This is a genomic window from Kitasatospora sp. NPDC058063, from assembly GCF_042885395.1.
Classification (GTDB): domain Bacteria; phylum Actinomycetota; class Actinomycetes; order Streptomycetales; family Streptomycetaceae; genus Kitasatospora; species Kitasatospora lactacystinica.
Map to the genome: position 1 here is coordinate 1 of NZ_JBHVSD010000029.1, position 21592 is coordinate 21592.

18 protein-coding genes, 1 rRNA gene and 1 pseudogene are annotated in these 21592 nt (G+C 73.6%); 16 read left to right on the plus strand and 4 right to left on the minus strand.

The genetic code is table 11. The features are described 5' to 3' along the window. From rrf to ACFVUY_RS36005, 5 genes are all read left to right on the plus strand, one after another. Positions 1-83 (plus strand): 5S ribosomal RNA (gene rrf, locus ACFVUY_RS35985); the annotation flags it as partial. Positions 84-366: 283 nt separating this feature from the next. Then, positions 367-2958 carry an ATP-binding protein gene (locus ACFVUY_RS35990; RefSeq protein WP_387695366.1) on the plus strand — a complete coding sequence of 864 codons (2592 nt, stop codon included), beginning with the start codon at positions 367-369 and terminating at the stop codon, positions 2956-2958. A gap of 116 nt (positions 2959-3074) precedes the next feature. Continuing rightward, positions 3075-3755, plus strand: a complete 681-nt coding sequence (locus tag ACFVUY_RS35995; RefSeq protein WP_049657530.1) for a response regulator — start codon at positions 3075-3077, stop codon at positions 3753-3755. 65 nt (positions 3756-3820) lie between these two features. Next, complete coding sequence (locus ACFVUY_RS36000; protein WP_359909898.1) at positions 3821-4228, plus strand: OB-fold nucleic acid binding domain-containing protein; 408 nt, start codon at positions 3821-3823, stop codon at positions 4226-4228. A gap of 2 nt (positions 4229-4230) precedes the next feature. After that, a complete protein-coding gene (locus ACFVUY_RS36005) occupies positions 4231-4953 on the plus strand; it encodes a DUF3159 domain-containing protein (RefSeq protein ID WP_387736423.1) in 723 nt (240 codons plus the stop codon). 92 nt (positions 4954-5045) lie between these two features. Here ACFVUY_RS36005 and ACFVUY_RS36010 read toward each other — a convergent pair whose 3' ends face one another. Further along, complete coding sequence (locus tag ACFVUY_RS36010; RefSeq protein ID WP_359909904.1) at positions 5046-5717, minus strand: TrkA family potassium uptake protein; 672 nt, start codon at positions 5715-5717, stop codon at positions 5046-5048. After that, positions 5717-6385: a TrkA family potassium uptake protein gene (locus ACFVUY_RS36015; protein ID WP_359909907.1), complete on the minus strand. Its 669-nt coding sequence runs from the start codon at positions 6383-6385 to the stop codon at positions 5717-5719. Before ACFVUY_RS36015 ends, ACFVUY_RS36010 begins: the two co-directional genes overlap by 1 nt. A 248-nt stretch (positions 6386-6633) precedes the next feature. On the opposite strand from ACFVUY_RS36015, the gene ACFVUY_RS36020 reads away from it, so the two are divergent. Both ACFVUY_RS36020 and ACFVUY_RS36025 read left to right on the plus strand, forming a co-directional pair. After that, positions 6634-8709 (plus strand): APC family permease, encoded by a 2076-nt coding sequence (locus ACFVUY_RS36020; protein WP_387695369.1) that lies wholly within the window; start codon positions 6634-6636, stop codon positions 8707-8709. Between the two features lie 401 nt (positions 8710-9110). Continuing rightward, a complete protein-coding gene (locus ACFVUY_RS36025; RefSeq protein WP_387695368.1) occupies positions 9111-10460 on the plus strand; it encodes a class I SAM-dependent RNA methyltransferase in 1350 nt (449 codons plus the stop codon). 108 nt (positions 10461-10568) lie between these two features. Here ACFVUY_RS36025 and ACFVUY_RS36030 read toward each other — a convergent pair whose 3' ends face one another. After that, complete coding sequence (locus ACFVUY_RS36030) at positions 10569-10763, minus strand: hypothetical protein (RefSeq protein ID WP_387736424.1); 195 nt, start codon at positions 10761-10763, stop codon at positions 10569-10571. A gap of 375 nt (positions 10764-11138) precedes the next feature. On the opposite strand from ACFVUY_RS36030, the gene ACFVUY_RS36035 reads away from it, so the two are divergent. The 4 genes from ACFVUY_RS36035 to ACFVUY_RS36050 all read left to right on the plus strand — a co-directional run bounded on the left by ACFVUY_RS36035 (position 11139) and on the right by ACFVUY_RS36050 (position 15718). Continuing rightward, complete coding sequence (locus ACFVUY_RS36035; RefSeq protein WP_387695365.1) at positions 11139-12089, plus strand: LysR family transcriptional regulator; 951 nt, start codon at positions 11139-11141, stop codon at positions 12087-12089. A gap of 151 nt (positions 12090-12240) precedes the next feature. Continuing rightward, positions 12241-14895 (plus strand): collagenase, encoded by a 2655-nt coding sequence (locus ACFVUY_RS36040; RefSeq protein WP_387736425.1) that lies wholly within the window; start codon positions 12241-12243, stop codon positions 14893-14895. 161 nt (positions 14896-15056) lie between these two features. Continuing rightward, positions 15057-15293, plus strand: a complete 237-nt coding sequence (locus tag ACFVUY_RS36045) for a toxin-antitoxin system HicB family antitoxin (protein WP_049659744.1) — start codon at positions 15057-15059, stop codon at positions 15291-15293. Continuing rightward, on the plus strand, positions 15290-15718 hold the full coding sequence (locus ACFVUY_RS36050) for a fic family toxin-antitoxin system, toxin component (protein ID WP_359909922.1): 429 nt from the start codon (positions 15290-15292) through the stop codon (positions 15716-15718). Before ACFVUY_RS36045 ends, ACFVUY_RS36050 begins: the two co-directional genes overlap by 4 nt. A 36-nt stretch (positions 15719-15754) precedes the next feature. On the opposite strand, the gene ACFVUY_RS36055 is transcribed toward ACFVUY_RS36050, so the two are convergent. After that, a complete protein-coding gene (locus ACFVUY_RS36055) occupies positions 15755-16621 on the minus strand; it encodes a GNAT family N-acetyltransferase (RefSeq protein ID WP_387736426.1) in 867 nt (288 codons plus the stop codon). A 259-nt stretch (positions 16622-16880) separates the two neighbouring features. Here ACFVUY_RS36055 and ACFVUY_RS36060 point away from each other — a divergent pair, with 259 nt between their 5' ends. The 5 genes and pseudogenes from ACFVUY_RS36060 to ACFVUY_RS36080 all read left to right on the plus strand — a co-directional run. Continuing rightward, the gene (locus ACFVUY_RS36060) at positions 16881-17786 is read left to right on the plus strand and encodes a RimK family alpha-L-glutamate ligase (protein ID WP_387736427.1); all 906 of its coding nucleotides are present in this window, start codon (positions 16881-16883) and stop codon (positions 17784-17786) included. After that, complete coding sequence (locus tag ACFVUY_RS36065) at positions 17783-18652, plus strand: RimK family alpha-L-glutamate ligase (RefSeq protein WP_387736428.1); 870 nt, start codon at positions 17783-17785, stop codon at positions 18650-18652. The genes ACFVUY_RS36060 and ACFVUY_RS36065 overlap by 4 nt, the downstream gene beginning before the upstream one ends. 134 nt (positions 18653-18786) lie before the next feature. Beyond that, on the plus strand, positions 18787-19626 hold the full coding sequence (locus tag ACFVUY_RS36070; protein WP_387736429.1) for a putative RNA methyltransferase: 840 nt from the start codon (positions 18787-18789) through the stop codon (positions 19624-19626). 145 nt (positions 19627-19771) lie between these two features. Continuing rightward, on the plus strand, positions 19772-21238 hold the full coding sequence (locus tag ACFVUY_RS36075; protein ID WP_387736430.1) for an AAA family ATPase: 1467 nt from the start codon (positions 19772-19774) through the stop codon (positions 21236-21238). Between the two features lie 8 nt (positions 21239-21246). Further along, a pseudogene (locus ACFVUY_RS36080) lies at positions 21247-21576 on the plus strand (nucleotide pyrophosphohydrolase); the annotation flags it as partial. Positions 21577-21592: the final 16 nt, after the last annotated feature.

Genomic DNA, 21592 nt, shown 5'->3' on the forward strand with positions numbered 1-21592 from the left:
ACATTCCGAACCCGGAAGCTAAGCCTTACAGCGCCGATGGTACTGCAGGGGGGACCCTGTGGGAGAGTAGGACGCCGCCGAACAATTCTTCAGAAAAGCCCCTGATCCACTCGGATCAGGGGCTTTTCGCATTTCCGGTCCGGATGGGCTGGATGGCCGGACGGGCCCGACGGGCCGGCTCCGGTGCCTCCGAACCCTCCCGGATGACCCCCGCCGAGTGGCTGGTCCACCGTCAATATGCCGCTAAAACCGCCTGATCAGCGCACTGATCAGCGGAAAATCGCGTCGCACACCGTAGTCTCGAAGGCAAGGGGAACAGGTGTCCGGGGGTGTCCTCCGGGCCGGGTCGGATCAAGAATGGTGCTCATGGGACGAGGCAGGCTGCGCATCTACCTCGGGGCAGCCCCCGGGGTCGGCAAGACGTACGCCATGCTCGCCGAGGCGCACCGGCGCCAGGAGCGTGGCACGGACGTCGTGGTCGCGTTCGTGGAGGACCACGGCCGCCGGCGGACCGCGGACATGGTCGCCGGGCTGGAGGTGGTGCTGCGCCAGCAGGTGATGCACCGCGGTGCCCGTTTCTCCGAGATGGACCTGGACGCCGTCCTCGCCCGCCGCCCGCAGGTGGCCCTGGTGGACGAGCTGGCCCACACCAACGTCCCCGGCTGCCGCAACGAGAAGCGCTGGCAGGACGTCGAGGAGCTGCTGGCGGCCGGGATCGACGTGATCTCCACCGTCAACGTCCAGCACCTGGAGTCGCTCGGCGACGCGGTCGAGGGCATCACCGGGGTGCGCCAGCGCGAGGCCGTGCCGGACGAGGTGGTCCGGCGGGCGGATCAGATCGAGCTGGTGGACATGTCCCCGCAGGCGCTGCGGCGGCGGCTGGCGCACGGCAACGTGTACGCGCCGGAGAAGATCGACGCCGCGCTCGCGAACTACTTCCGCCCGGGCAACCTGACCGCGCTGCGCGAGCTGGCGCTGCTGTGGACCGCGGACCGGGTGGACGAGTACCTCCAGAAGTACCGGGCCGAGCAGGGCATCGAAGGCACCTGGCAGGCCCGGGAGCGGATCGTGGTCGGCCTGACCGGCGGGCCCGAGGGGGCGACGCTGATCCGCCGGGCGGCCCGGATCGCCGCCCGGGTCTCCGGCGGTGAGCTGCTCGCCGTGCACATCTCCCGCTCGGACGGGCTGGTGGGCTCCGGCTCGCCGCAGACGCTGATCGAGCAGCGCGTGCTGGTGGAGAGCCTCGGCGGTTCCTTCCACGCGGTCCTCGGCGACGACCCGGCCGGCGGGCTGCTGGACTTTGCCCGGGGCGTGAACGCCACCCAGATCGTGCTGGGCACCAGCCGGCGGCCCGCCTGGCAGTACCTGTACGGGCCGGGCGTCGGCACCACGGTGACCCGGGAGGCCGGGGACATCGATGTCCACATGGTCACCCACGAGCACGCCGGGCACGGGCGGCGAGGCAAGATACCGGTCCGCCGGATCACCGACCTGGGCCGCACCCGGACGGTCGGCGGCTGGCTGATCGGGCTGGTCGGCCCCCCGGTGCTGGCGATCGTGCTGACCGCGATCGGCGGGCTGGGGCTCTCCACCGACATGCTGCTGTTCCTGTCGCTGACGGTGTGCGCGGCGCTGGTGGGCGGGCTGCTGCCGGCCATCGGCTCGGCGCTGGTCGCCTCCTCGGTGCTGAACTACTACTTCACCCCGCCGCTGCACACCTTCACCATCAACGAGCCGCAGAACATCATGGCGGTGGCGATATTCACCATCGTCGGCATCTCGGTGGCGTCGGTGGTGGACCTCGCGGCCCGGCGCACCCAGCAGGCGGCCCGCAGCCAGACCGAGGCGCAGACGCTCAGCGCGCTGGCCGGCACGGTGCTGCGCGGCGCGCCCAACGGCGACGGGGTGCTCACCGCGCTGATGGAGCAGGTGCGGGAGACCTTCGGGCAGGAGAGCGCCGCGCTGCTGGAGCGGCCCGATCCGCTCGCGCCCTGGGTGCCGGTGGCCACCGCCGGCCCGCGCCCGCCGGAGCGGCCGGAGGAGGCCGACGTGGACGTCCCGGTCGGCGACAGCCTGGCACTGGTGCTGCGCGGCCGGGTGCTGCCTGGGGCGGACCGGCGCCTGCTCGGGGCGTTCGCCGCGCAGGCCGCCGTGGTGCTGGAGCGCCGTCGGCTGGCCCGGGAGGCCGCCGAGGCCCGCCGGGAGGCCGAGGGCAACCGGATCCGGACGGCTCTGCTGGCGGCGGTCTCGCACGACCTGCGCACCCCGCTGGCGGGCATCAAGGCCTCGGTGAGCTCGCTGCGTTCGGCCGACGTCGACTGGGACCCGGAGGACGAGGCCGAGCTGCTGGCCGGCATCGAGGCCGGGGCGGACCGGCTGGACCACCTGATCAACAACCTGCTCGACATGAGCCGCCTGCAGACCGGTACCGTCACTCCGCTGATCCAGGAGACCGACCTGGACGAGGTGGTGCCGTTCGCGCTCGGCGGGGTGCCGCTGGAGTCCGTCCGGCTGGAGGTGCCGGAGACGCTGCCGATGGTCCGGGCCGACGGCGGGTTGCTGGAGCGCTCGCTGGCCAACCTGGTGGAGAACGCCGTCAAGTACAGCCCGGACGGAGTCAAGGTGCTGGTCAAGGCCGACGAGCTGCGGCAGCCGGGGCGGCCGGCCCGGGTCGAGCTGCGGATCGTGGACCGCGGCCCGGGGGTGCCGGAAGAGGCGAAGGAGAAGATCTTCGCGCCGTTCCAGCGGTACGGGGACGCGCCGCGCGGTGCCGGGGTGGGCCTCGGACTCGCGGTGGCGCGCGGTTTCGTCGAGGCGATGGACGGTACCGTCACCGCCGAGGACACCCCGGGCGGCGGCCTCACCATGGTCGTCAGCCTGCCCGTGGTCGACCGGCCGCCCGAAACGGGGGAGCCGGGCGGCGAGGGTGGCGGTCCGCTCCCGGAGCTGATCACCTGAGAACCGGCGGCGCACCGGCCGGGCCGGGCGCCCCTCCCGGGGCCGCGCCGCAGCGAAAGTCGTAGAGCCAGTCCCCAGTCCGTATGTCAGACAGCCCCGAAAGGCGGAGCCCGCACATGACCCGGGTCCTCGTCGTGGACGACGAACCGCAGATCGTCCGCGCGCTGGTGATCAACCTCAAGGCCCGCAAGTACGAGGTGGACGCGGCCCATGACGGCGCGAGCGCCCTGGAGCTGGCCGCGGCCCGCCATCCGGACGTGGTCGTCCTCGACCTGGGCCTGCCCGACATGGACGGGGTCGAGGTGATCCGCGGCCTGCGCGGCTGGACCCGGGTGCCGATCATCGTGCTGTCGGCCCGGCACGCCTCGGACGAGAAGGTCGAGGCCCTGGACGCCGGTGCCGACGACTACGTCACCAAGCCGTTCGGCATGGACGAGCTGCTCGCCCGGATGCGGGCCGCCGTGCGGCGGGCCGAGCCGGTGGCCGGGGAGGCGGACTCGCTGGTCGTCACCGAGTCCTTCACCGTCGACCTCGCGGCGAAGAAGGTCAACCGGGACGGCGCCGACGTCCGCCTCACTCCGACCGAGTGGCACCTGCTGGAGGTACTGGTCCGCAACGCGGGGCGGCTGGTCAGCCAGACCCAGCTGCTGCAGGAGGTATGGGGCCCGGCGTACCGCACCGAGACCAACTACCTGCGGGTCTACCTCGCCCAGCTGCGCCGCAAGCTGGAGCGCGACCCCTCGCACCCGCGCCACTTCATCACCGAGCCGGGCATGGGATACCGGTTCGAGAGCTGACCCCGGCCGCCCCCGGCGGTCGAGCGACCTGCCGCCGGGGGGCCGGAACCCGGTACCCTTCCGACATGAGTGGTGACAACAGCAGCGGCCAGCCGCAGGGGCGGTTCCGCCGCATGCTCAGCCGGCTGACCTCCTCGGCCGAGGAGCTGGACGCCGAGGAGCTGCGTCAGGAGATCGCCGCGGAGTCCGGCTGCACGCCGATCGCCGGCTGCGGGGACCGCGATCTGGTCACCGTCGCGGGCACGCTGCGCACGGTGACGCTGCGCCCCCGGGCGGGTGTGCCCGCCCTGGAGGCCGAACTCTTCGACGGTACCGAGGCGCTGGACGTGGTCTGGCTCGGCCGCCGTTCGATCGCCGGGATAGAGCCCGGCCGCCGGCTGGTCGCCAGCGGCCGCATCGGTCACGCACGCGGGCGCCGCGTGCTGTTCAACCCCCGCTATGAGCTGCGTCCGGTCGGACACGGGAGCGAATGAGCGTGAGCAACCAGCCCGGCGGCGAGGCCGCCGCCCAGCTCGACCTGGCCGTCGAACCCGCGGACGCGGAGGCCGCCCGCAGGGCCGCCTCCAAGGAGGCCGCCGACACCGTGCTCCAGGCCTTCGGCGGCGTGCGCGGCATGATCGACATGACGCTGCCAGGCCTGGTCTTCATCGTCACCTACAACCTGACCCACCAGGTCAGCACCTCGGCCTGGGCCGCGCTGGGCCTGAGCGCCCTGTTCGTGGTGGCCCGGCTGGCGAAGCGGCAGACCATCCAGCACGCCTTCAGCGGGGTGTTCGGTGTCGCCCTCGGCGCCTGGATCTCGATGAAGAGCGGCAAGGCCGAGGACTTCTACCTGCCCGGCCTGCTCTGGAACGTCGGCTACTGCATCGCCCTGGCGGCCTCCGCGCTGGCGCGCTGGCCGATGATCGGGGTGATGCTCGGCCCGATCACCGGCGAGATGTTCACCTGGCGCAAGGAGAACCCGGGCCGCCTGGCCGCCTACACCAAGGCGACCTGGGCCTGGGTGCTGATCATGGGCCTGAAGCCGGTGATCCTCTTCCCGCTGTACTTCACCCACAACGTCAACCTGCTGGGCTGGCTGAAGGTCGCCCTCGGCATCCCGCCGATGCTGCTGGCGATGTACGTGACCTGGCAGATCCTGCTGAAGGCGCCGCCGCCGATCAAGGCGCAGTTGGACGAGGAGGAGCCGGCGAAGTAGCCGCCTCCGGCCGGCCGGGAGGCCGGTCCGAACGACGGCGAAGGGCCCGCACCCCGACGAGGGGTGCGGGCCCTTCCGCTGTGCTCGCGCGGCTACTGGGCGCCCGAGGTCGCCGAGAGGAGCTGCTCCAGCTCCTCCTCGCGCTCCTGCGCGGCGACGAAGAGCAGCTCGTCGCCGCCCTCCAGGGTGTCGTCCTTGCCCGGCACCAGCACCCGGCCCTCGCGGATGATGGTCACCAGCGCGGTGTCCTGCGGCCAGGCCACGTCGCCGACCCGGATGCCGACGAGCTCGGTGTCGGAGGCCAGGGTCAGCTCGACCAGGTTGGCGTTGCCCTGGCTGAAGCGCATCAGGCGGACCAGGTCGCCGACGCTGACCGCCTCCTCGACCAGCGCGGACATCAGCCGCGGGGTGGAGACGGCGACGTCCACGCCCCAGGACTCGTTGAAGAGCCACTCGTTCTTGGGGTTGTTCACGCGGGCGACCACCCGCGGCACCGCGTACTCGGTCTTGGCGAGCAGCGAGACGACCAGGTTGACCTTGTCGTCACCGGTCGCGGCGATCACCACGTGGCAGCGCTGGAGCGCGGCCTCGTCCAGCGAGGTGATCTCGCAGGCGTCGGCCAGCAGCCACTCCGCCATCGGAACCCGCTCCACCGAGATGGAGTTGGGGTTCTTGTCTATCAGCAGGACCTCGTGGCCGTTCTCCAGCAGCTCGCCCGCGATCGAGCGGCCCACGGCACCGGCCCCGGCAATGGCGACCCGCATCAGTGACCCTCCTCCTTCGGTCCCTGCGCGAACGCGGCCTCGACGGCCGTCAGGTCGGCCCGGCGCAGCATCACATGCACCAGGTCGCCCTCCTGCACCACCATCTGCGGCGAGGGGAGCATTCCCTCGCCGAGCCGGGTGACGAACGCCACCCGGGTGCCGGAGGCCTCCTCCAGCCTGCTGATCCGGTGGCCGATCCAGCGCGGGTCGTACGCGACCTCGGCGAGCTGCACGCCACCGCTCGGGTCCTGCCACAGCGGCTCGGCGCCGCTCGGCAGCAGTCGGCGCAGCATCTGGTCGGCGGTCCAGCGGACCGTCGCGACGGTGGGGATGCCCAGGCGCTGGTACACCTCGGCGCGGCGGGGGTCGTAGATCCGGGCGGCGACGTTCTCGACGCCGAAGTTCTCCCGGGCCACCCGCGCGGCGATGATGTTGGAGTTGTCACCGCTGGAGACCGCGGCGAAGGCGCCGGCCTCCTCGATGCCCGCCTCGCGCAGGGTGTCCTGGTCGAAGCCGACGCCGGTGACCCGGCGGCCGTTGAACCCGGCGCCCAGCCGGCGGAACGCGGTCGGGTCCTGGTCGACCACGGCCACCGAGTGGCCCTGTTTCTCCAGGGCTCTGGCGAGGGCGGAGCCCACGCGGCCGCAGCCCATGATCACGATGTGCACCGGCGCTTACCTCACCCGTCCCGAAGGGGCCTTGACCTGCGCAAACACCGTTCAGCTCCGTTTCCCGCCCGGTCGTCCGGGACGAGGTTCCTCGTGGGGGCGCCGACCCGGCAACGCTCGACAACCAGAGTGTTGCCCGCCGACTCGTATCCGACACGCTAGCCGGTCCACCGAACGCAGTCGCGACGAAGGGGGGGACAAACGGCGGAGCCTTGACCGGGGAGCCCCTACGATTCCTTAACGTGCCTATGCCGACTGACCTTCCGAAACGCATCCTGATCGGGCGCGCCCTACGCAGCGACAAGCTGGGCGAGACGCTTCTGCCCAAGCGGCTCGCGCTGCCCGTGTTCGCCTCGGACGCGCTCTCCTCGGTCGCGTACGCCCCCGAGGAGATCCTGCTCACCCTCTCCCTCGCGGGCGCCTCGGCGATCCATTTCTCCTGGCAGATCGGCGTCGTCGTGGCGATCGTGATGCTCGCCGTGGTCGCCTCGTACCGGCAGAACGTGCACGCCTACCCCAGCGGTGGCGGTGACTACGAGGTCGCGACCGTCAACCACGGGCCGGCCGCCGGTCTGGTGGTCGCCAGCGCCCTGATGGTCGACTACGTGCTCACCGTGGCCGTGTCGACCACCTCGGGCGTCGCCAACGTCGTCTCCGCGGTGCCCGCGCTGCGCGGCCACGAACCGGTCCTGTCGGTGATCGTGGTCGTGCTGCTGATGGGTATGAACCTGCGCGGCGTGCGCGAGTCCGGAAGCGCCTTCGCCGTTCCCACCTACGCCTTCATGGTCGGCGTGATCGGGATGGTCGGCTACGGGGTGTTCCGGCACTTCGCGCTCGGCCAGGACATGCCCGCCGAGAGCGCCGGGTTCCACCTCGCCGCCACTCCCGGCAACGACTCGCTGGCCGGCTTCGCGCTGGTGTTCCTGCTGCTGAAGGCGTTCTCCTCGGGCTGTGCCGCGCTCACCGGCGTCGAGGCGATCTCCAACGGCGTGCCGGCCTTCCGCAAGCCCAAGAGCAAGAACGCGGCCACCACGCTGCTGATGATGGCGAGCATCGCCGTCGTGATGTTCATGGGCATCATCTGGCTGGCCCGGCTGACCGGTGTCCAGATGGCCGAGAACCCGGCCGAACAGCTCGTCGGCGCCTCGCCGGACTACCACCAGAAGACCGCGCTGGCGCAGATCAGCGAGGCCGTGTTCAACAACTTCACGCCCGGCTTCTACTTCGTCGCGGCCGTCACCGGGCTGATCCTGGTGCTCGCCGCCAACACCGCCTTCAACGGCTTCCCGGTGCTCGGTTCGATCCTGGCCCAGGACCGCTACCTGCCGCGCCAGCTGCACACCCGCGGCGACCGGCTGGCCTTCTCCAACGGCATCATCCTGCTGGCGATCGCCGCGATCCTGCTGATCCTCGCCTTCAACGCCGACCCGACCCGGCTGATCCAGCTCTACATCGTCGGCGTCTTCGTCGCCTTCAACATGAGCCAGTCCGGCATGATCCGGCACTGGACCCGGCTGCTGCGCACCGAGAACGACCCGGCCGAGCGCCGCCGCATGCAGCGCAGCCGGGCGATCAACGCCTTCGGCCTGGTGATGACCATGGCCGTGCTGATCGTCGTCCTGGTCACCAAGATCAGCCACGCCTGGATCGCGATCGCCGCGATGGCCGTGCTGTTCGTGATGATGAAGGGCATCCGGCGGCACTACGACCGGGTCTCCGACGAGCTCATCGCCGCCGAGGAGCCGGACGACGTGGTGCTGCCCACCCGGGTGCACGCCATCGTGCTGGTCTCCAAGCTGCACAAGCCGGCGCTGCGCGCCCTGGCGTACGCCAGGCTGGCCCGGGCCCACACGCTGGAGGCCGTCACGGTCAACGTCGACCCGGCGGACACCGCGGCGCTGCGGCGGGAGTGGGACGAGCGCGGCATCGAGGTGCCGCTCAAGGTGCTGGACTCGCCGTACCGCGAGATCACCGGGCCGGTCCTGGACTACGTGAAGAACCTGCGGCGCAGCAGCCCGCGGGACGTGGTCTCGGTCTACATCCCGGAGTACGTGGTCGGCCACTGGTACGAGCACCTGCTGCACAACCAGAGCGCGCTGCGGCTCAAGGGGCGGCTGCTGTTCAAGCCCGGTGTGATGGTCACTTCGGTACCGTGGCAGCTGGAGTCCTCGGAGCGGCGCAAGCCGCAGAAGGCCTGGTCGGCGCCGGGTGCCGTCCGGCGTGGCGAGCCACGCGCGCCGAAGGCCGTAAAGTCGAAGGATTCCGTCTCCACCGGTTCGAACGCCGGGGACACCTCCGACCGCAGCAAGGACTCCTCCCAGTGACCCGCAACACTCCGCCCCGTTCCTCGGGCTCCTCCGGCAAGGGCGCCCGCCGGGGCGGCTCCCAGCCCGGGCAGGTCTCCCGGCCGCGCTGGGGCCGGCCGGCCCGTCCGGAGGCCACCGACCGCGACGGCCTCACCGCGCGCACCGCGCCGATCGTCCCGGGCGAGCGGGAGGACCGGGAGCCCGCCGCGCCGGCCGCCGGCAAGGGCGCCGCGGGCAAGACGTCCGCGGGCAAGACGTCCGCGGGCAAGACGTCGGCGGGCAAGGCGTCCGCCGGCAAGGGCGCCGGCAAGGGCGCGCCGAAGGCTGCCGGCAAGGGTGCCGCCCAGGACGCGCCGAAGGGTGCTGCCGGGGGCGGCCGGAAGGCGCCGCGCAAGCAGGCGGTGCGGCCGCCCAAGGCGCTGCGCGCCGGCGCCGCGCGGCCGTCGCGGCCCGAGACGCCGTCCGGGGAGCCGCTGGCCGGACAGCGCTACGAGGTCGAGGTCGGCCCGGTCGCGCACGGCGGCGGGCACTGCGTGGCCCGGCACGAGGGCCGGGTGCTGTTCGTGCGGCACGCGCTGCCCGGTGAGAAGGTCGTCGCGCTGGTGACCGACGGGACCACCACCTCGCGGTTCCTGCGGGCCGACGCGGTGGAGGTGCTGGAGCCGTCCAAGGACCGGATCGAGGCGCCCTGCCCGTTCGCCGGTCCGGGCAAGTGCGGCGGCTGCGACTGGCAGCACGTCACCCCGGGCGGGCAGCGCAAGCTCAAGGCGGCGGTGCTGACCGAGCAGCTGGCCAAGCTCGCCGGGCTCACCCCGGCCGAGGCGGGCTGGGACGGCAGCGTCGAGCCGGTCGGCGGCAAGCTTCCGGCCGGGCAGGTGCCGGCCTGGCGCACCCGGGTGCAGTACGCGGTCGACGCCGGGACCGGGAAGGTCGGCCTGCGCAAGCACCGCTCGCACGAGGTGCAGCCGGTGGACCGCTGCCTGATCGCCGCCGAGGGCGTCACCGAGCTGGGCATCGAGGCCCGCGACTGGCCGGGGGTGGCGAGCGTCGAGGTGATCGCCGCGACCGGCTCCTCGGACCGCCAGGTGGTGCTCACCCCGCGGCCGGGCGCCCAGCTGCCGCTGGTCGAGCTGGACAAGCCGGTGTCGATCGCCCGCGTGGACGAGCAGGGCGACGTGCACAAGGTGCACGGGCGCGGCTTCGTGCGCGAGCGGGCCGCCGGGCGGACCTGGCGGATCAGCAACGGCGGCTTCTGGCAGATCCACCCGGAGGCGCCGGACACCCTGGTCGACGCCGTGCTGGACGGGCTGGACCCGCAGTGGGGCGAGAACGCGCTCGACCTGTACTGCGGCGTCGGCCTGTTCGCGGGCGCGCTGGCCGACCGGGTCGGCGAGGACGGTGCGGTGCTCGGCATCGAGTCCGCCAAGCAGGCCGTGGTCGACGCCCGGCACAACCTGGCCGCGCTGGACAACGTGCAGATCGAGTGCGACCGGGTCGAGACGCTGCTGCCGCGCACCGGCATCACCGCCACCGACCTGGTCGTGCTGGACCCGCCGCGCTCGGGCGCCGGCCGCGAGACGGTCGCCCACCTGGTCGGCCTGGAGGCGCGCCGGATCGCGTACGTGGCCTGCGACCCGGCGGCGCTCGCGCGGGACCTGAAGTTCTTCCGCGAGGGCGGCTACCGGCCGGTGTCGCTGCGGGCCTTCGACCTGTTCCCGATGACCCACCACTTCGAGTGCGTGGCGATCCTGGAGCCGGTCGGGCAGTGATTCCGGGCTGATTCCGGGCTCACCCCGGGCCGGCCCCGGGCGTCGGGAGTCACGGCAGGAGGCGGTCACCCGTTCGGGGTGGCCGCCTCCTGCCGCGTCCGGGGCCGGCTACTCGTTGTGCTCCTCCTCGTCGATGCTGTGCGGCAGGTCGATGCCGTGCTGGGCGGCGAGCCGCAGGAGCGCGGCGACCCGGCCCTCGTACGCCTGGACGCCGTCGGCGTCCTCCTCGGCCCGGGCCGCCGCGAGGTCCCGGCGGGCCTGGGCGAGCTGCTCGCGCAGCTCCTGGTCGAACATGGCTGTCATCGGTAGGCCTCCGCACCGGTCGGCGCCCGCTCGGGGGAACGCAGGGGGGTCTTCAGCCTCCCGGACGGCGGGTCGGTCTTCAAGTCCCGCCCCTCCCGGCGTTGCGGGGCGGGGCGGGGTGGGGCGGAGCGGGCGCGGGCGGCCCGGACCGGGCGGAAGGTCAGGTGCCGGCAATGCGCTGGTAAAAGATGGTGCGCGCAAGGCCGTCGGGCCCCGGGAGAGGGCTTGACGAGGTCATTCCCCGGGGCGAAGGTGAGCCGCTGACATGTGATGTGTGCCGTTGTACCGGCGTGCCGGTGCGCCGTCGCACCGCCCGTGACGGCAGCCGCCCCACGCCGTCGGCCGGGGCCGGCCGGGTGCGCGAGGGGGAGCGTCATGGAGCTGGAGCTGCGGCACCTTCGCGTGCTGTGCGCGATCGCCGACACCGGGAGCGTCGGCCGGGCCGCCGTCCTGCTCGGCGCCTCGCAGCCGGCGACCAGCACCCAGTTGCGCCGGATCGAGCGCCACCTGGGCGCCCCGCTGTTCGAACGCACCACCGTCGGCGTCGCGCCGACCGGCTTCGGGGCGGAGGTGGTGGCCGCGGCCCGGGAGCTGCTCACCCGCGCCGACGGTCTGGGCCGCCGCCCGGAGGCCCCGGCCGGGCCCGTCCCGCGCGAGCTGCGGCTGGCGGCGACCAACTCGCCGCTGCTGCCCGGACTGGTCACCAGGGCGCGGCACCAACGGCCCGGACAGCGCTTCGCCCTGACATCGGTCCACCGCTCCTCCGACATCGTCGAGCTGCTGGAGCGGGACGAGGCCGACGCCGCGGTGGCCGTGGACTACCCGGGCCGGGAACTGCGCCACGCGCCGTCCGTCGCGCACCGCGGCATCGTCACCGAGCCCGTCTTCGTCGCGCTGCCGGCCGGCCACCGGCTGCGGCACCGCACCGAGGTGGCGCTGGCGGACCTCGCGGAGGAGGAGTGGTTCCTGACCCCCGACGACGGGGCCGGCTGGCACGGCGTGTTCCACGGGGCCTGCGCCGCGGCGGGGTTCGCCCCGGCGACCGTCCACGAGTTCCTCGGCGGCCGGCTGGAGCTCCAGGAGATGATCGCCGCCGGGCTCGGCGTCTCCGTCGTCCAGGCCACCACCCGGCCGCTCGCCGAGGTGGTGGTCAAGCCGCTCGCGGGGACGCCGATCTGGGTCCGGCAACTGCTGGTCTGGCGGCCGGCCGGGGTGGGCGGGGAGGTGCTGGAGACGCTGCTCGGGGCGGCCGCCGCGGCGTACCGGGACCTGATCGCGGCGGCGCCGGGCTTCCAGGCGTGGGCCGCGCGGACGTACCGGCCTTAGGGCATGTCGGGCGGTGTTATGGCTGGACAGGGCTATGTCATATGACCTGTGACATTGTTCCGGCCCTCCGCCGCTGGCAGGATCATGACGCGTTCCCCCAACGCCTCGGCAGTCCTCCCAGCGCCTCCCCCCACAGGAGAAGGACCCACCAGTGCGCCCACGGATACCACTCCCCACCCTGCTGGCCGGCCTCGTCGCCGGCTGCTGCGCCGCCGCCACGCTGCTGCCCGCCGCGGCCGCCTTCGCCGCCTCGGCCGCTTCCGCCGCCTCCGACCCGGCCGCCTCCGGGTCGAGCGCCCGGCCCGCGGCCGGCGCCCCGGCGGCCGACCCGGGCTCCGCCCTGCCGAAGCCGCTCGGCGCCTTCCTCACGGTCGACCCGGCCGAGCAGTCCCGTGCGGCCGAGGAACCCGCCCCCGTCGCCAAGCCGCTGCCCCCGGCGCTGCTCGGGCAGCTCGTGATGGGCCAGCCGGCCGGCACCGCCGTGCAGACCGCGCAGCGCCCGGCCGGGCCGAAGACGTCCCCGGTCAAACAGCCCCTCGCCGCCCGCGGTGCCGCCGCCGCGGCCGCCACCGCGCAGAGCTGCACCCCGGCCGACTTCGGCAGCCGCAGCGGGGCCGACCTGGTCTCCTTCCTGGAGGCCTCGACCCCGGACTGCGTCAACACGCTGTTCAACGTCACCGGCACGGACGCGGGCGCCGTCTTCAAGGAAGCGAAGATGCTCACCGTCGCCAACGCCTTCCAGAACGCGGCGGGCGGCTACACCGGCGACAACTCGACCGGCATCCTGCAACTCGTGCTCTTCCAGCGGGCCGGCTGGTACGTGCAGTCGAACAACGCGGGGGCGGTCGGTCCGTACGACGCGGCCCTGACCGGCGCCTCCAAGGCCGCCCTGGACGCGTTCTTCGCCGCGCCGCACCGCACCGACGTGAGCGACGGAAACGGCACCGTGCTCAACGAGGTCCTGGTGCTCACCGACAGCGCCAACCTCCAGGGCAGCTACCTGGGCGTCTACAAGCAGGTGCTGACGTCGTACGACAACTCGTACAACGCCTTCCCGAAGATGCTCAAGGCGGTCAACGCGGTGCTCTCCGCTCCGCTGTGGCGGGGCAACTGGAACCCCGACTTCGTCAGCGCGGTCGGCGCGGACCCGAGCATCGGCGCCGCCCTGGGCGACTTCGCCCTGAACCACGAGGACCTGCTCGGCACCGCCAACGCCTACCTGGACGTCAACGCGGGCAACGACCTCGGCCGGATGGCCGGCGACGGCCCGGCGGTCGAGGCCGCGGTCAAGGGCAAGGTCAAGGCCGTCCTCGACGGCGCCCGGATCACCGGCGCCACCGGCCCGCTGTACGTCCACACCGCGTACCAGGCCAACAGCTTCGACCCCGGCCAGTGCTCGTACTACGGCACCTGCGACCTGCCGGCCAAGCTGACCGCCGCGGTGCTGCCGAACCAGCTGGTCTGCGACAACCGCACCATCCTGACCGAGGCGCTCCCGCCCGCCGACCTGTCCGCGGTCTGCGCCAGCCTGCGCGGCGAGGACACCTTCTTCCACAAGCTGGTGAAGGACAACGGGCCGATCCCCGGCCAGTACGACAAGGAGCTGACCCTCGCGGTCTTCGCCAACCAGGCCGACTACCTGACGTACTCCTGGGCGATCTTCAACAACTCCACCGACAACGGCGGACAGACCGTCATGGACCCGACCGACCCGAACAACCGGGCCGTGTGCGTGATGTACCAGAAGTCCTGGAACGACGGCTTCACCGCCAACGTGTGGAACCTCAACCACGAGTACACCCACTACCTGGACAACATCTACGACCTCAAGGGCAACTTCTCCACCGAGATCTCCGTCCCGGACATCTGGTGGATCGAGGGCGTCGCCGAGTACGAGTCCTACGCCTACCGCGGCACCACCGACACCCAGGCGATGGCCGAGGCCGCCAAACACACGTACAAGCTGAGCACGATCTTCCAGAACACGTACGGCAATTCGGACACCGTGCGCACCTACCCGTGGGGCTACCTGGCGGTCCGGTACATGTTCGAGAAGCACCCGGCCGACATCGACTCCGTGCTCGCGCACTTCCGCACCGGTGACTACCAGGGCGGCTACGCGGTCTACAACGGGATCGGCACCGGCTACGACGCCGACTTCGACGCCTGGCTCGACGCCTGCGCCGGCGGCGCCTGCTACGCGGCCGGCCCGACCGCGCTGTTCGGCCAGACCGTGAACGGCCCGACCGTCACCCTGACCGACAAGTCCGTCCAGACCGGCCCCGGCCGGATCACCGCCTGGCACTGGACCTTCGGCGACGGCGGCTCGTCCGACCAGCAGAACCCGAGCCACACCTACGCGGCCGCCGGCACCTACACGGTCGCGCTGACCGTCACCGACGACACCGGCAGGACCGCCAGCACCCCGACCTCCGTCACCGTGACCACCGGCGGAGGCGGCGGCCCCACCACCCCGCCGGCCTGCACCGACCCGCGCACCGACGCGCTCGGCAAGAACTGCTCGCGGGCCGGCCTGGCGGCGACCGCCGGCAATCTGGACTACCTGTACGTCTACCTGCCGGCCGGCACCAGCACCCTGAGGATCACCACCTCCGGGGGCACCGGCACCGCCTCCCTGTACTACAACGAGAGCACCTGGGCCTCGCCGAGCGCCTACGCCGCCTCGTCCACCAACCCGGGCACCACCCAGAGCATCACGGTGACCAACCCGACGGCGGGCTACCGCTACGTGAGCCTCTACGCGAACACCGACTTCAGCGGGGTGACCGTCAGCACCCAGTTCTGATCCGCCTCCCTTCCGGCGCGGGCCGGGTCCGTGGCAGCCGCCGCGGGCCCGGCCGTTCGGCGTCCCGGTGACGGCGAGGTTGCGCGGGGGCGTGCGGCAGGTGTGCGGGCGGTGTGCGCGCGCCCTTGTTGTGCTAGCACTTGAGCGCTAGCTTGAGCGGCATGGGTAAGAAGCAGCTGAACGTGCGGGTCGACGCCACGACCGCCGAGATGGCCCGGGAACGGGCGGAGCAGCAGGGGATCTCCATGAACCAGTACATCGAGCGCCTGGTCCAACAGGACATGGGCGAGTCAGGGCGGGCCTTCGTGGACGCGGCCGCGCAGTTCATGAAGGAGTACGAGTCGGCCTTCCTCGCCGAGTTCGGGGAGCCCGGCGACCTCCAGGACGTGCGCCGTTGAAGCTGGAGGTCGACCTCTCGTGGCTGCTCATGACCGCCGAGCAGTACACCCCCGGTGACCCGCAGGTCACCGACTACGGCTCGCTGCTCGCGGCCGTCACCCGCCACCAGGCCGAGATATTCGACATCGCGGTCTACCCCGAACCACAGGACCGCGCCGCCGCGCTGATGCACCAGCTGATCCGGGTACCCGCCCTGGAGAAGACCAACGAACTCTTCGCGACCGCCGTCGCCTACGCCTACCTGGTCGCCAGCGGCTGCACCATCGCCACCACCGCCCGCGAGGTGCGCAGCCTCTCCCGGGCCATCCGCGAGGGGCGGCTCGGGGTGTCGGGCGTCGCCGAGCGGCTGGCGGCCTGGATGGTGGACGAGGCGGAAGGGGAGGAGGTCACCGGGGCGGACGAGGAGGACGAGGACGACGACTGATCGGCGCCGTCCTCGGCCGGGGCGCCGGGCGGGCTGCTACTGGGCGGCGGGTTCCTGCTGGGCGGCGGGTTCCGCGATCAGGGCCGTCGCGAAGGTGCGGAATCCGGCCCGGCGGTAGATCCGGGCGACGTCCTCGTCGGCGGCGGACAGGAACACCGTCCGAACCCCGTTCGCCCGGGCGTGCGCGACCAGTGCCGCGGTGACCGCCAGGCCCAGCCCGCGGCGGCGCGCGGACGGGAGCGTGCCCACCCCGGCCACCTCGGTGACCGGGCCCACCGGGTTGTGCTGGCCCGCGCACAGGGCCGTGCCGTCCTCCAGGGCCGTGGCCAGCACGGTGGTGCCGGCGGCGATCCGCCGGGCGACCTGCTCCGCCGTGCCGGCGGCCGTCAGCTCCGCCGCGGCCGTGGCGAGCTCGGCCGCGCCGGTCGGGCCGACGGCGGTGCCCGGATCGCCGAAGGCCAGGTGCGGGACGGCGAGCGCGACCGCCAGTTCCGGCGCGTCCGGCGCCAGCACCCGGACCTCCACCTGCTCCGGCAGCTCGGGCGCCGGGGCCGCTTCGTCCTGCGGGCCCAGCACCAGCAGCGGGTGCTCGTGGACCGTCAGGCCCGCCGCCTCGACCGCCGCGCGCAGCTCCGGGGTCTGCTCGGCCACCCACTCGAAGGCCTCCGGGACGCCCAGCTCCCGCTGCCGCTCCAGCACCCGGCGGACGTCCTCGGCGGTGGCGGCCGGGCCGCCGTGGCCGAGGGCCGGGCGGGCGTAGTACGGCCAGCCGCCCCCGTCGCGGACGAACAGGGTCAGCGGTCCGAAGTCCTCGGTGCGGGCGGCGCTTCGCGGCACGGCGTCGTAGTAGCGCTCGATCTCGTCGAGCAGGGGGCGGTCGGGAACATGATCATCAGGGGTCACGGCGTGCATCCAAGCAGGGGCCGCGGCGCGGTGCCACCGGATTTCCGGGGCGCGTCCCAGGGTCCCTCGCCGCCTCCCCGGCGCCCCTCGACGGCTCCCCGAGGGCCCTCGCCGCCTCCCCGGGGCCCGATTGTTGCCGAACGCTTACCCGCTCGCAGCGATCTTGTGCGAACAGAGCGTGCATGCTGAAGCCTTTACAGCTCTGCCGAGGGGGACGGCGGACGTCTGCACTAGGCGAAGCAAGGGGGAAGACAGGCCCATGAGGCTCTGCTTTCTGGTGGAGGAACACTACCGGCACGACGGCATGCCGCTCGACGTGGCACGCCAACTCACGGCGTGGGGACACCGGGTGGACGTGCTGCGCCCCGGGGACTCGCTGCTGGCGATCTCCGAGGAGGTCCGGGCCGGCAGCCACGACGCCTGGGTGCTCAAGACCGTGTCCGGCGGGCCCGGGCTGACCCTGCTGGAGTCGGCCGCCGCCGTCGGCCTCACCACGGTGAACGACGTGCGCTCGATCCGCGGGGTCCGGGACAAGGCGCTCGCCGCGGTCATCGGCCGCACCCGCGGGCTGCCCGTCCCGGTGACGTACGCGGCCGCGCGCTGGGAACGGCTGGCGGAGATCCCGGCCACCGAGTACCCGCTCGTGGTCAAGCCCGCCGACGGCAGCTCCGGGCGTGCCGTCCGGCTGGTGCGCAGCCCCGACCAGCTGCTGGAGGTCGGGCCGGAGCTGGCGGGGGAGGGGCTGCTGATCGCCCAGCCGTACGTGCCCAACTCCGGCACCGACCTCAAGGTGTACTGCGTCGACGGCGAGCTCTTCGCGACGGAACGTTCCTCCCCGCTGCACCCGGGGCAGGGCGTGCGCGAACGGCAGGTGCCGCTGCCGGGGAGCGTCGCGCGGATCGTGGCGCAGGTCGGCGAGGTGTTCGGGCTGGACCTGTACGGGGTCGACGTGCTGCTGGGGCCGGACGGGCCGGTGGTGGTGGACGTCAACGACTTCCCGAGTTTCCGGCAGGTGCCGGACGCGGTGGCCCGGGTCTCTCGGGCGGTGCTGCGGCTCGCGCGCAGCGGGACGGCCGTGTCGGTGCCCGGCGGGCCGGTCGAGCTGGTGCCCGCGGGCGGCAACCCCTACGGTCAACGCGGCTTCGGCGAGGGGGAGTTGCTGTGAAGGTCGGACTGATCACCGGCGACCCGGGGCATCCGGTGCTGGCATCGGCGGCCGAACTGCTGGTGCGCCGGGGGCACGAGGTGGCGGTCGTCCCGCCCGCCGGGCCCGTGACCGGGCTCCCCGACGTCTGCCTGCTCAAGGCCCGCACGCCTCAGGCGCTGGCGCTGGCCGGGGAGTTGGAGCGGCGGGGCGTGCCGGTGGTCAACTCGGCGGCGGCCACCGAGCTGTGCCAGGACCGGGTGCGGATGGCCGACCTCGCCCGCGCCGCCGGGCTGCCCTTCGCCGCCACGGACGCGGCCGGACGCCTGGGCGAACTCGCCGATCCGGCCTACCCGTTCGTGGTCAAGAGCCGGCACAGCAGGCGGCACGACCTGGTCGCCCGGGTGGACGGCCCGGCCCGGTTGCGCGAACTCGCCGAGCGCTGGCCCGAGGAGCCGGTCGTCACGCAGCCGTTCGTCCCGGGGACGGGTTGGGACCAGAAGCTGTGGGTGGTCGACGGACAGGTGTTCGCGGCCCGGCGGCAGTCCGAGCTCGCCACCGGCACGGGGAAGTCGGGGCGGGCGGAGGGCTGGCAGCCGTCCGCCGGGCGGGCCGCGCTCGCGCTGCGCGTCGGCGAGGTGTTCGGGCTCGACGTGTACGGGGTCGACCTGCTCGACGGGCCCGCCGAGCCGGTCATCGTGGATGTCAACGCCTTTCCCGGGGTGCGCGGCCGCCCCGGCGCGCCGGAGGCGCTGGTGGCGCTGGCGCTGCGGGTCGGGGCGCGGCGGGGGCCGGTGCTCGCGGGGCAGGACCGCGCGGGGCAGGACCGCGCGCGGCGGGGCCCCGCCGGGCGGGCGCTCGCAGGACTCGGGAGGGGCGTGGGGTAGGCCGGCGGGCGTGGCCGGGGCGTGGGCCCGTCGGCGCTGGGCCGGGGCGGCGGCCCGGGGCGCGGGTCCGTCGGGGTCGTTAGGCTGGCTGGCGCCCCGACCGGCCGGGGCGTACGGCGAGAGAAGACGGAACCTTGCTCCAGGACATCGAGCGCTACCTGGCCTGCCCGCACTGCGCGCAGGCCCTCACCCGGCACGACCGCAGCCTGCGCTGCCCGGCCGGGCACAGCTTCGACCTCGCCAAGCAGGGCTACGTCAGCCTCCTCGCCGGCGACGCCCACACCGGCACCGGGGACACCGCCGAGATGGTCGCGGCCCGCGCGGACTTCCTCGCCGCCGGGCACTACCGGCCGATCGCCGAGGCGCTGGCGCGGGCGGCCTCCGCCGTCGTCGCCGGTGAGCCCGGCGGCCTGGTCGCCGATCTCGGCGCCGGCACCGGCCACTACCTGGCGCACGTCCTGGACGCCCTGCCCGGCACGGTCGGCGCGGCCCTGGACATCTCCAAGTTCGCGCTGCGCCGCGCCGCCAGGGCGCACCCCCGGATCGGCGCCGTGGTGTGCGACGCCTGGCGCCCGCTGCCGCTGCGGGACGCCTCGGCCGAGCTGATGCTCAACGTGTTCGCCCCGCGCAACGGGCCCGAGATCCGCCGGGTGCTGCGCCCCGGCGGCACCTTGCTGCTGGTCTCGCCGACCGCCCGCCACCTGCGCGAACTCGTCGACGCACTGGGCCTGTTGTCGGTGGACGAGGAGAAGCAGCGGCGGATCGACGAGAAGCTCGGACCGTACCTGGAGCCCGCCGGGCGGCGGGAGGTCGAGTTCACCCTGCGGCTCGGCCCGCAGGACGTGCGCACCGTCGTCGGCATGGGTCCGAGCGCCTGGCACACCGATCCGGATCGGCTCGGTGCCGCGCTCGCGGAGCTGCCGGAGCCGGTCGAGGTGACGGCCTCGGTGACGGTGGCCGCGTACCGGCGCTGAGCGCCACGTTGGGATGAATCTGCCGCGCAGGCACGTTTCTTCCGGTCGGCCTGCGGCTAACGTCCGACAGGTGAACCGCGACGCCACCAGGCCCGCAGGGCCGTCCCACCTCCGAACGGGCGCCCCACGGCCCGACCGGCCGCCCGTGCCGCGCCCCACAGTCGAGGAGCTCCGGCTCACCTCGTTCAAGTCCTACCGGCGCGCGGTGCTGCCGCTCGCGCCCCTCACCGTGCTGCACGGGCCCGCCGGGGTCGGCAAGTCCAACGCCCTCGACGCGCTGGCCGTGCTCTCCCGGCTCGCCCTCGGCGAGGAGATCGCCGACTCGCTGGACGGGCTGCCCGACCGCACCGGTCCGCTCGCCGAGCCCGTCCGCGGAGGCCTGGACGGGTGCGTGCCGCACGGGCGGGACGCGATCATCCTCGGCTGCACCGTCCGCTCGCCGCACGGCCTGATCCGGCTCGACGTGGTGATCCGCACCGACGGCCCGGTCCGGATCGCCCGGGAGTCGCTCACCCTCGACGGCCGGACCCTGATGGACACCGGGGAGCAGGACGTCCGCAACCGGCGGGTCAACGTCTGCTGGCACAACGACACCCGCCAGGGCGACATCCGGGCGCCGTTCCCCAGCGGCACGATGATCACCGCGCAGCTGCCGCTGCGGGTCGCGGGCTCGTCGGCCGGCGAGTGCCTCGTCCTCGCCGCCACCGAGGACCTGCTCACGGCGCTGCGCGAGGTCTTCCCGCTGCACCCCGTCCCCGCACTGATGCGCGGCTGGGCCCGGGCCGACCCGCAGGCCCGGCTGCGCGGCAACGCCGCCAACGTCTCCGCCGTCGTGGCCCGGCTGAGCAACGAGTGCCCGCGCCGGTACGGGCAGCTGCTGCGCGCGGTGCAGTCCGCCGCGCCGCACCCGCTGCTCGGGCTCACCCTGGCCGAGCGGGAGAGTGCGGGCGTGCGGAAGGTCCTCGCCGTCTTCGACGAGGGCGTCCTCGGGCGCACCGGGGCCGACCAGGCCTCCGACGGCATGCTGCGCTACCTCGCCTTCGCCGCGGTGCTGCTGACCGGGGCCGGGGTGCTCGACCTCGACGTGGCCGCCGAGGTGCCCTGGGCGCACCGGCAGCTCATCGTGCTGGCCGAGGACCTGGGCGCGGGGCTCTCCGCGGAGCAGGCCGCCACGCTGCTGCGGCTGGCCCGGGACATGGCGGAGCGCCGCCAGCTGCGGGTGGTCGCGGCCCTGCAGGAGCCGGCGGCGGCGCGGGAGGTGCTGGGCGGCACGCCCGGGGGCGGGATGGTGCTGGTGGAGTGCCGGCGGGATCCCGACTCGGGGTTCACGGTGCTGCGGACGGAGACGGCGCGGGTGCCGGTCCAGGGCGGGCGCGGGGAGGCGGCCGGGGAGGCGATCGGGGAGGCCCGGGGTGGGGCCGACGAGGGGGCCGCGGCGGGCGCGGGCCGGTCGGCGGCGAGGTCATCGGCAGGGGCGCCGGCAGGGGCGTCGGCGGGGCCGTCGGCGGGGCAGGAGGGGCCGGCCGGGCTCGCGGGAGCACCGGCCGGCAGTGGGGCGTTTCCGGTGGACGGTGGGGCGGCGGGTCTTGATGCGGTAGACCTGGAGGGGTGAGCGAACGAGTGACGGGGCCGGCGGAGCCCACCGTTGAGGCCTTGCGGCAGCGGCTGGTGGACTTCGCGGCGGCCCGGCGGTGGGAGCCCTTCCACACCCCGAAGAACCTGGCGGCGGCGCTGAGCGTGGAGGCGGGGGAGCTGCTGGAGATCTTCCAGTGGCTGACGCCCGAGCAGGCCGGTGCGGTGATGTCCGACCCGGACCGCGCGCACCGGGTGCACGACGAGGTCGCGGACGTGCTGGCGTACCTGCTGCAGTTCTGCACCGCGGTCGGGGTGGATCCGCTGGAGGCCCTGGCAGCCAAGATCGAGCGGAACGAACTCCGCTTCCCGGTACCGGAGGGTGCGGTCGCCG

Bases quoted from the DNA above. Each gene is read 5' to 3' on its own strand.
- ACFVUY_RS35990 (WP_387695366.1), top strand. From the start codon at position 367: ATGGGACGAGGCAGGCTGCGCATCTACCTCGGGGCAGCCCCCGGGGTC.
- ACFVUY_RS35995 (WP_049657530.1), top strand. From the start codon at position 3,075: ATGACCCGGGTCCTCGTCGTGGACGACGAACCGCAGATCGTCCGCGCG.
- ACFVUY_RS36000 (WP_359909898.1), top strand. From the start codon at position 3,821: ATGAGTGGTGACAACAGCAGCGGCCAGCCGCAGGGGCGGTTCCGCCGC.
- ACFVUY_RS36010 (WP_359909904.1), bottom strand. From the start codon at position 5,717: ATGCGGGTCGCCATTGCCGGGGCCGGTGCCGTGGGCCGCTCGATCGCG.
- ACFVUY_RS36020 (WP_387695369.1), top strand. From the start codon at position 6,634: ATGCCGACTGACCTTCCGAAACGCATCCTGATCGGGCGCGCCCTACGC.
- ACFVUY_RS36030 (WP_387736424.1), bottom strand. From the start codon at position 10,763: ATGACAGCCATGTTCGACCAGGAGCTGCGCGAGCAGCTCGCCCAGGCC.
- ACFVUY_RS36035 (WP_387695365.1), top strand. From the start codon at position 11,139: ATGGAGCTGGAGCTGCGGCACCTTCGCGTGCTGTGCGCGATCGCCGAC.
- ACFVUY_RS36045 (WP_049659744.1), top strand. From the start codon at position 15,057: ATGGGTAAGAAGCAGCTGAACGTGCGGGTCGACGCCACGACCGCCGAG.
- ACFVUY_RS36060 (WP_387736427.1), top strand. From the start codon at position 16,881: ATGAGGCTCTGCTTTCTGGTGGAGGAACACTACCGGCACGACGGCATG.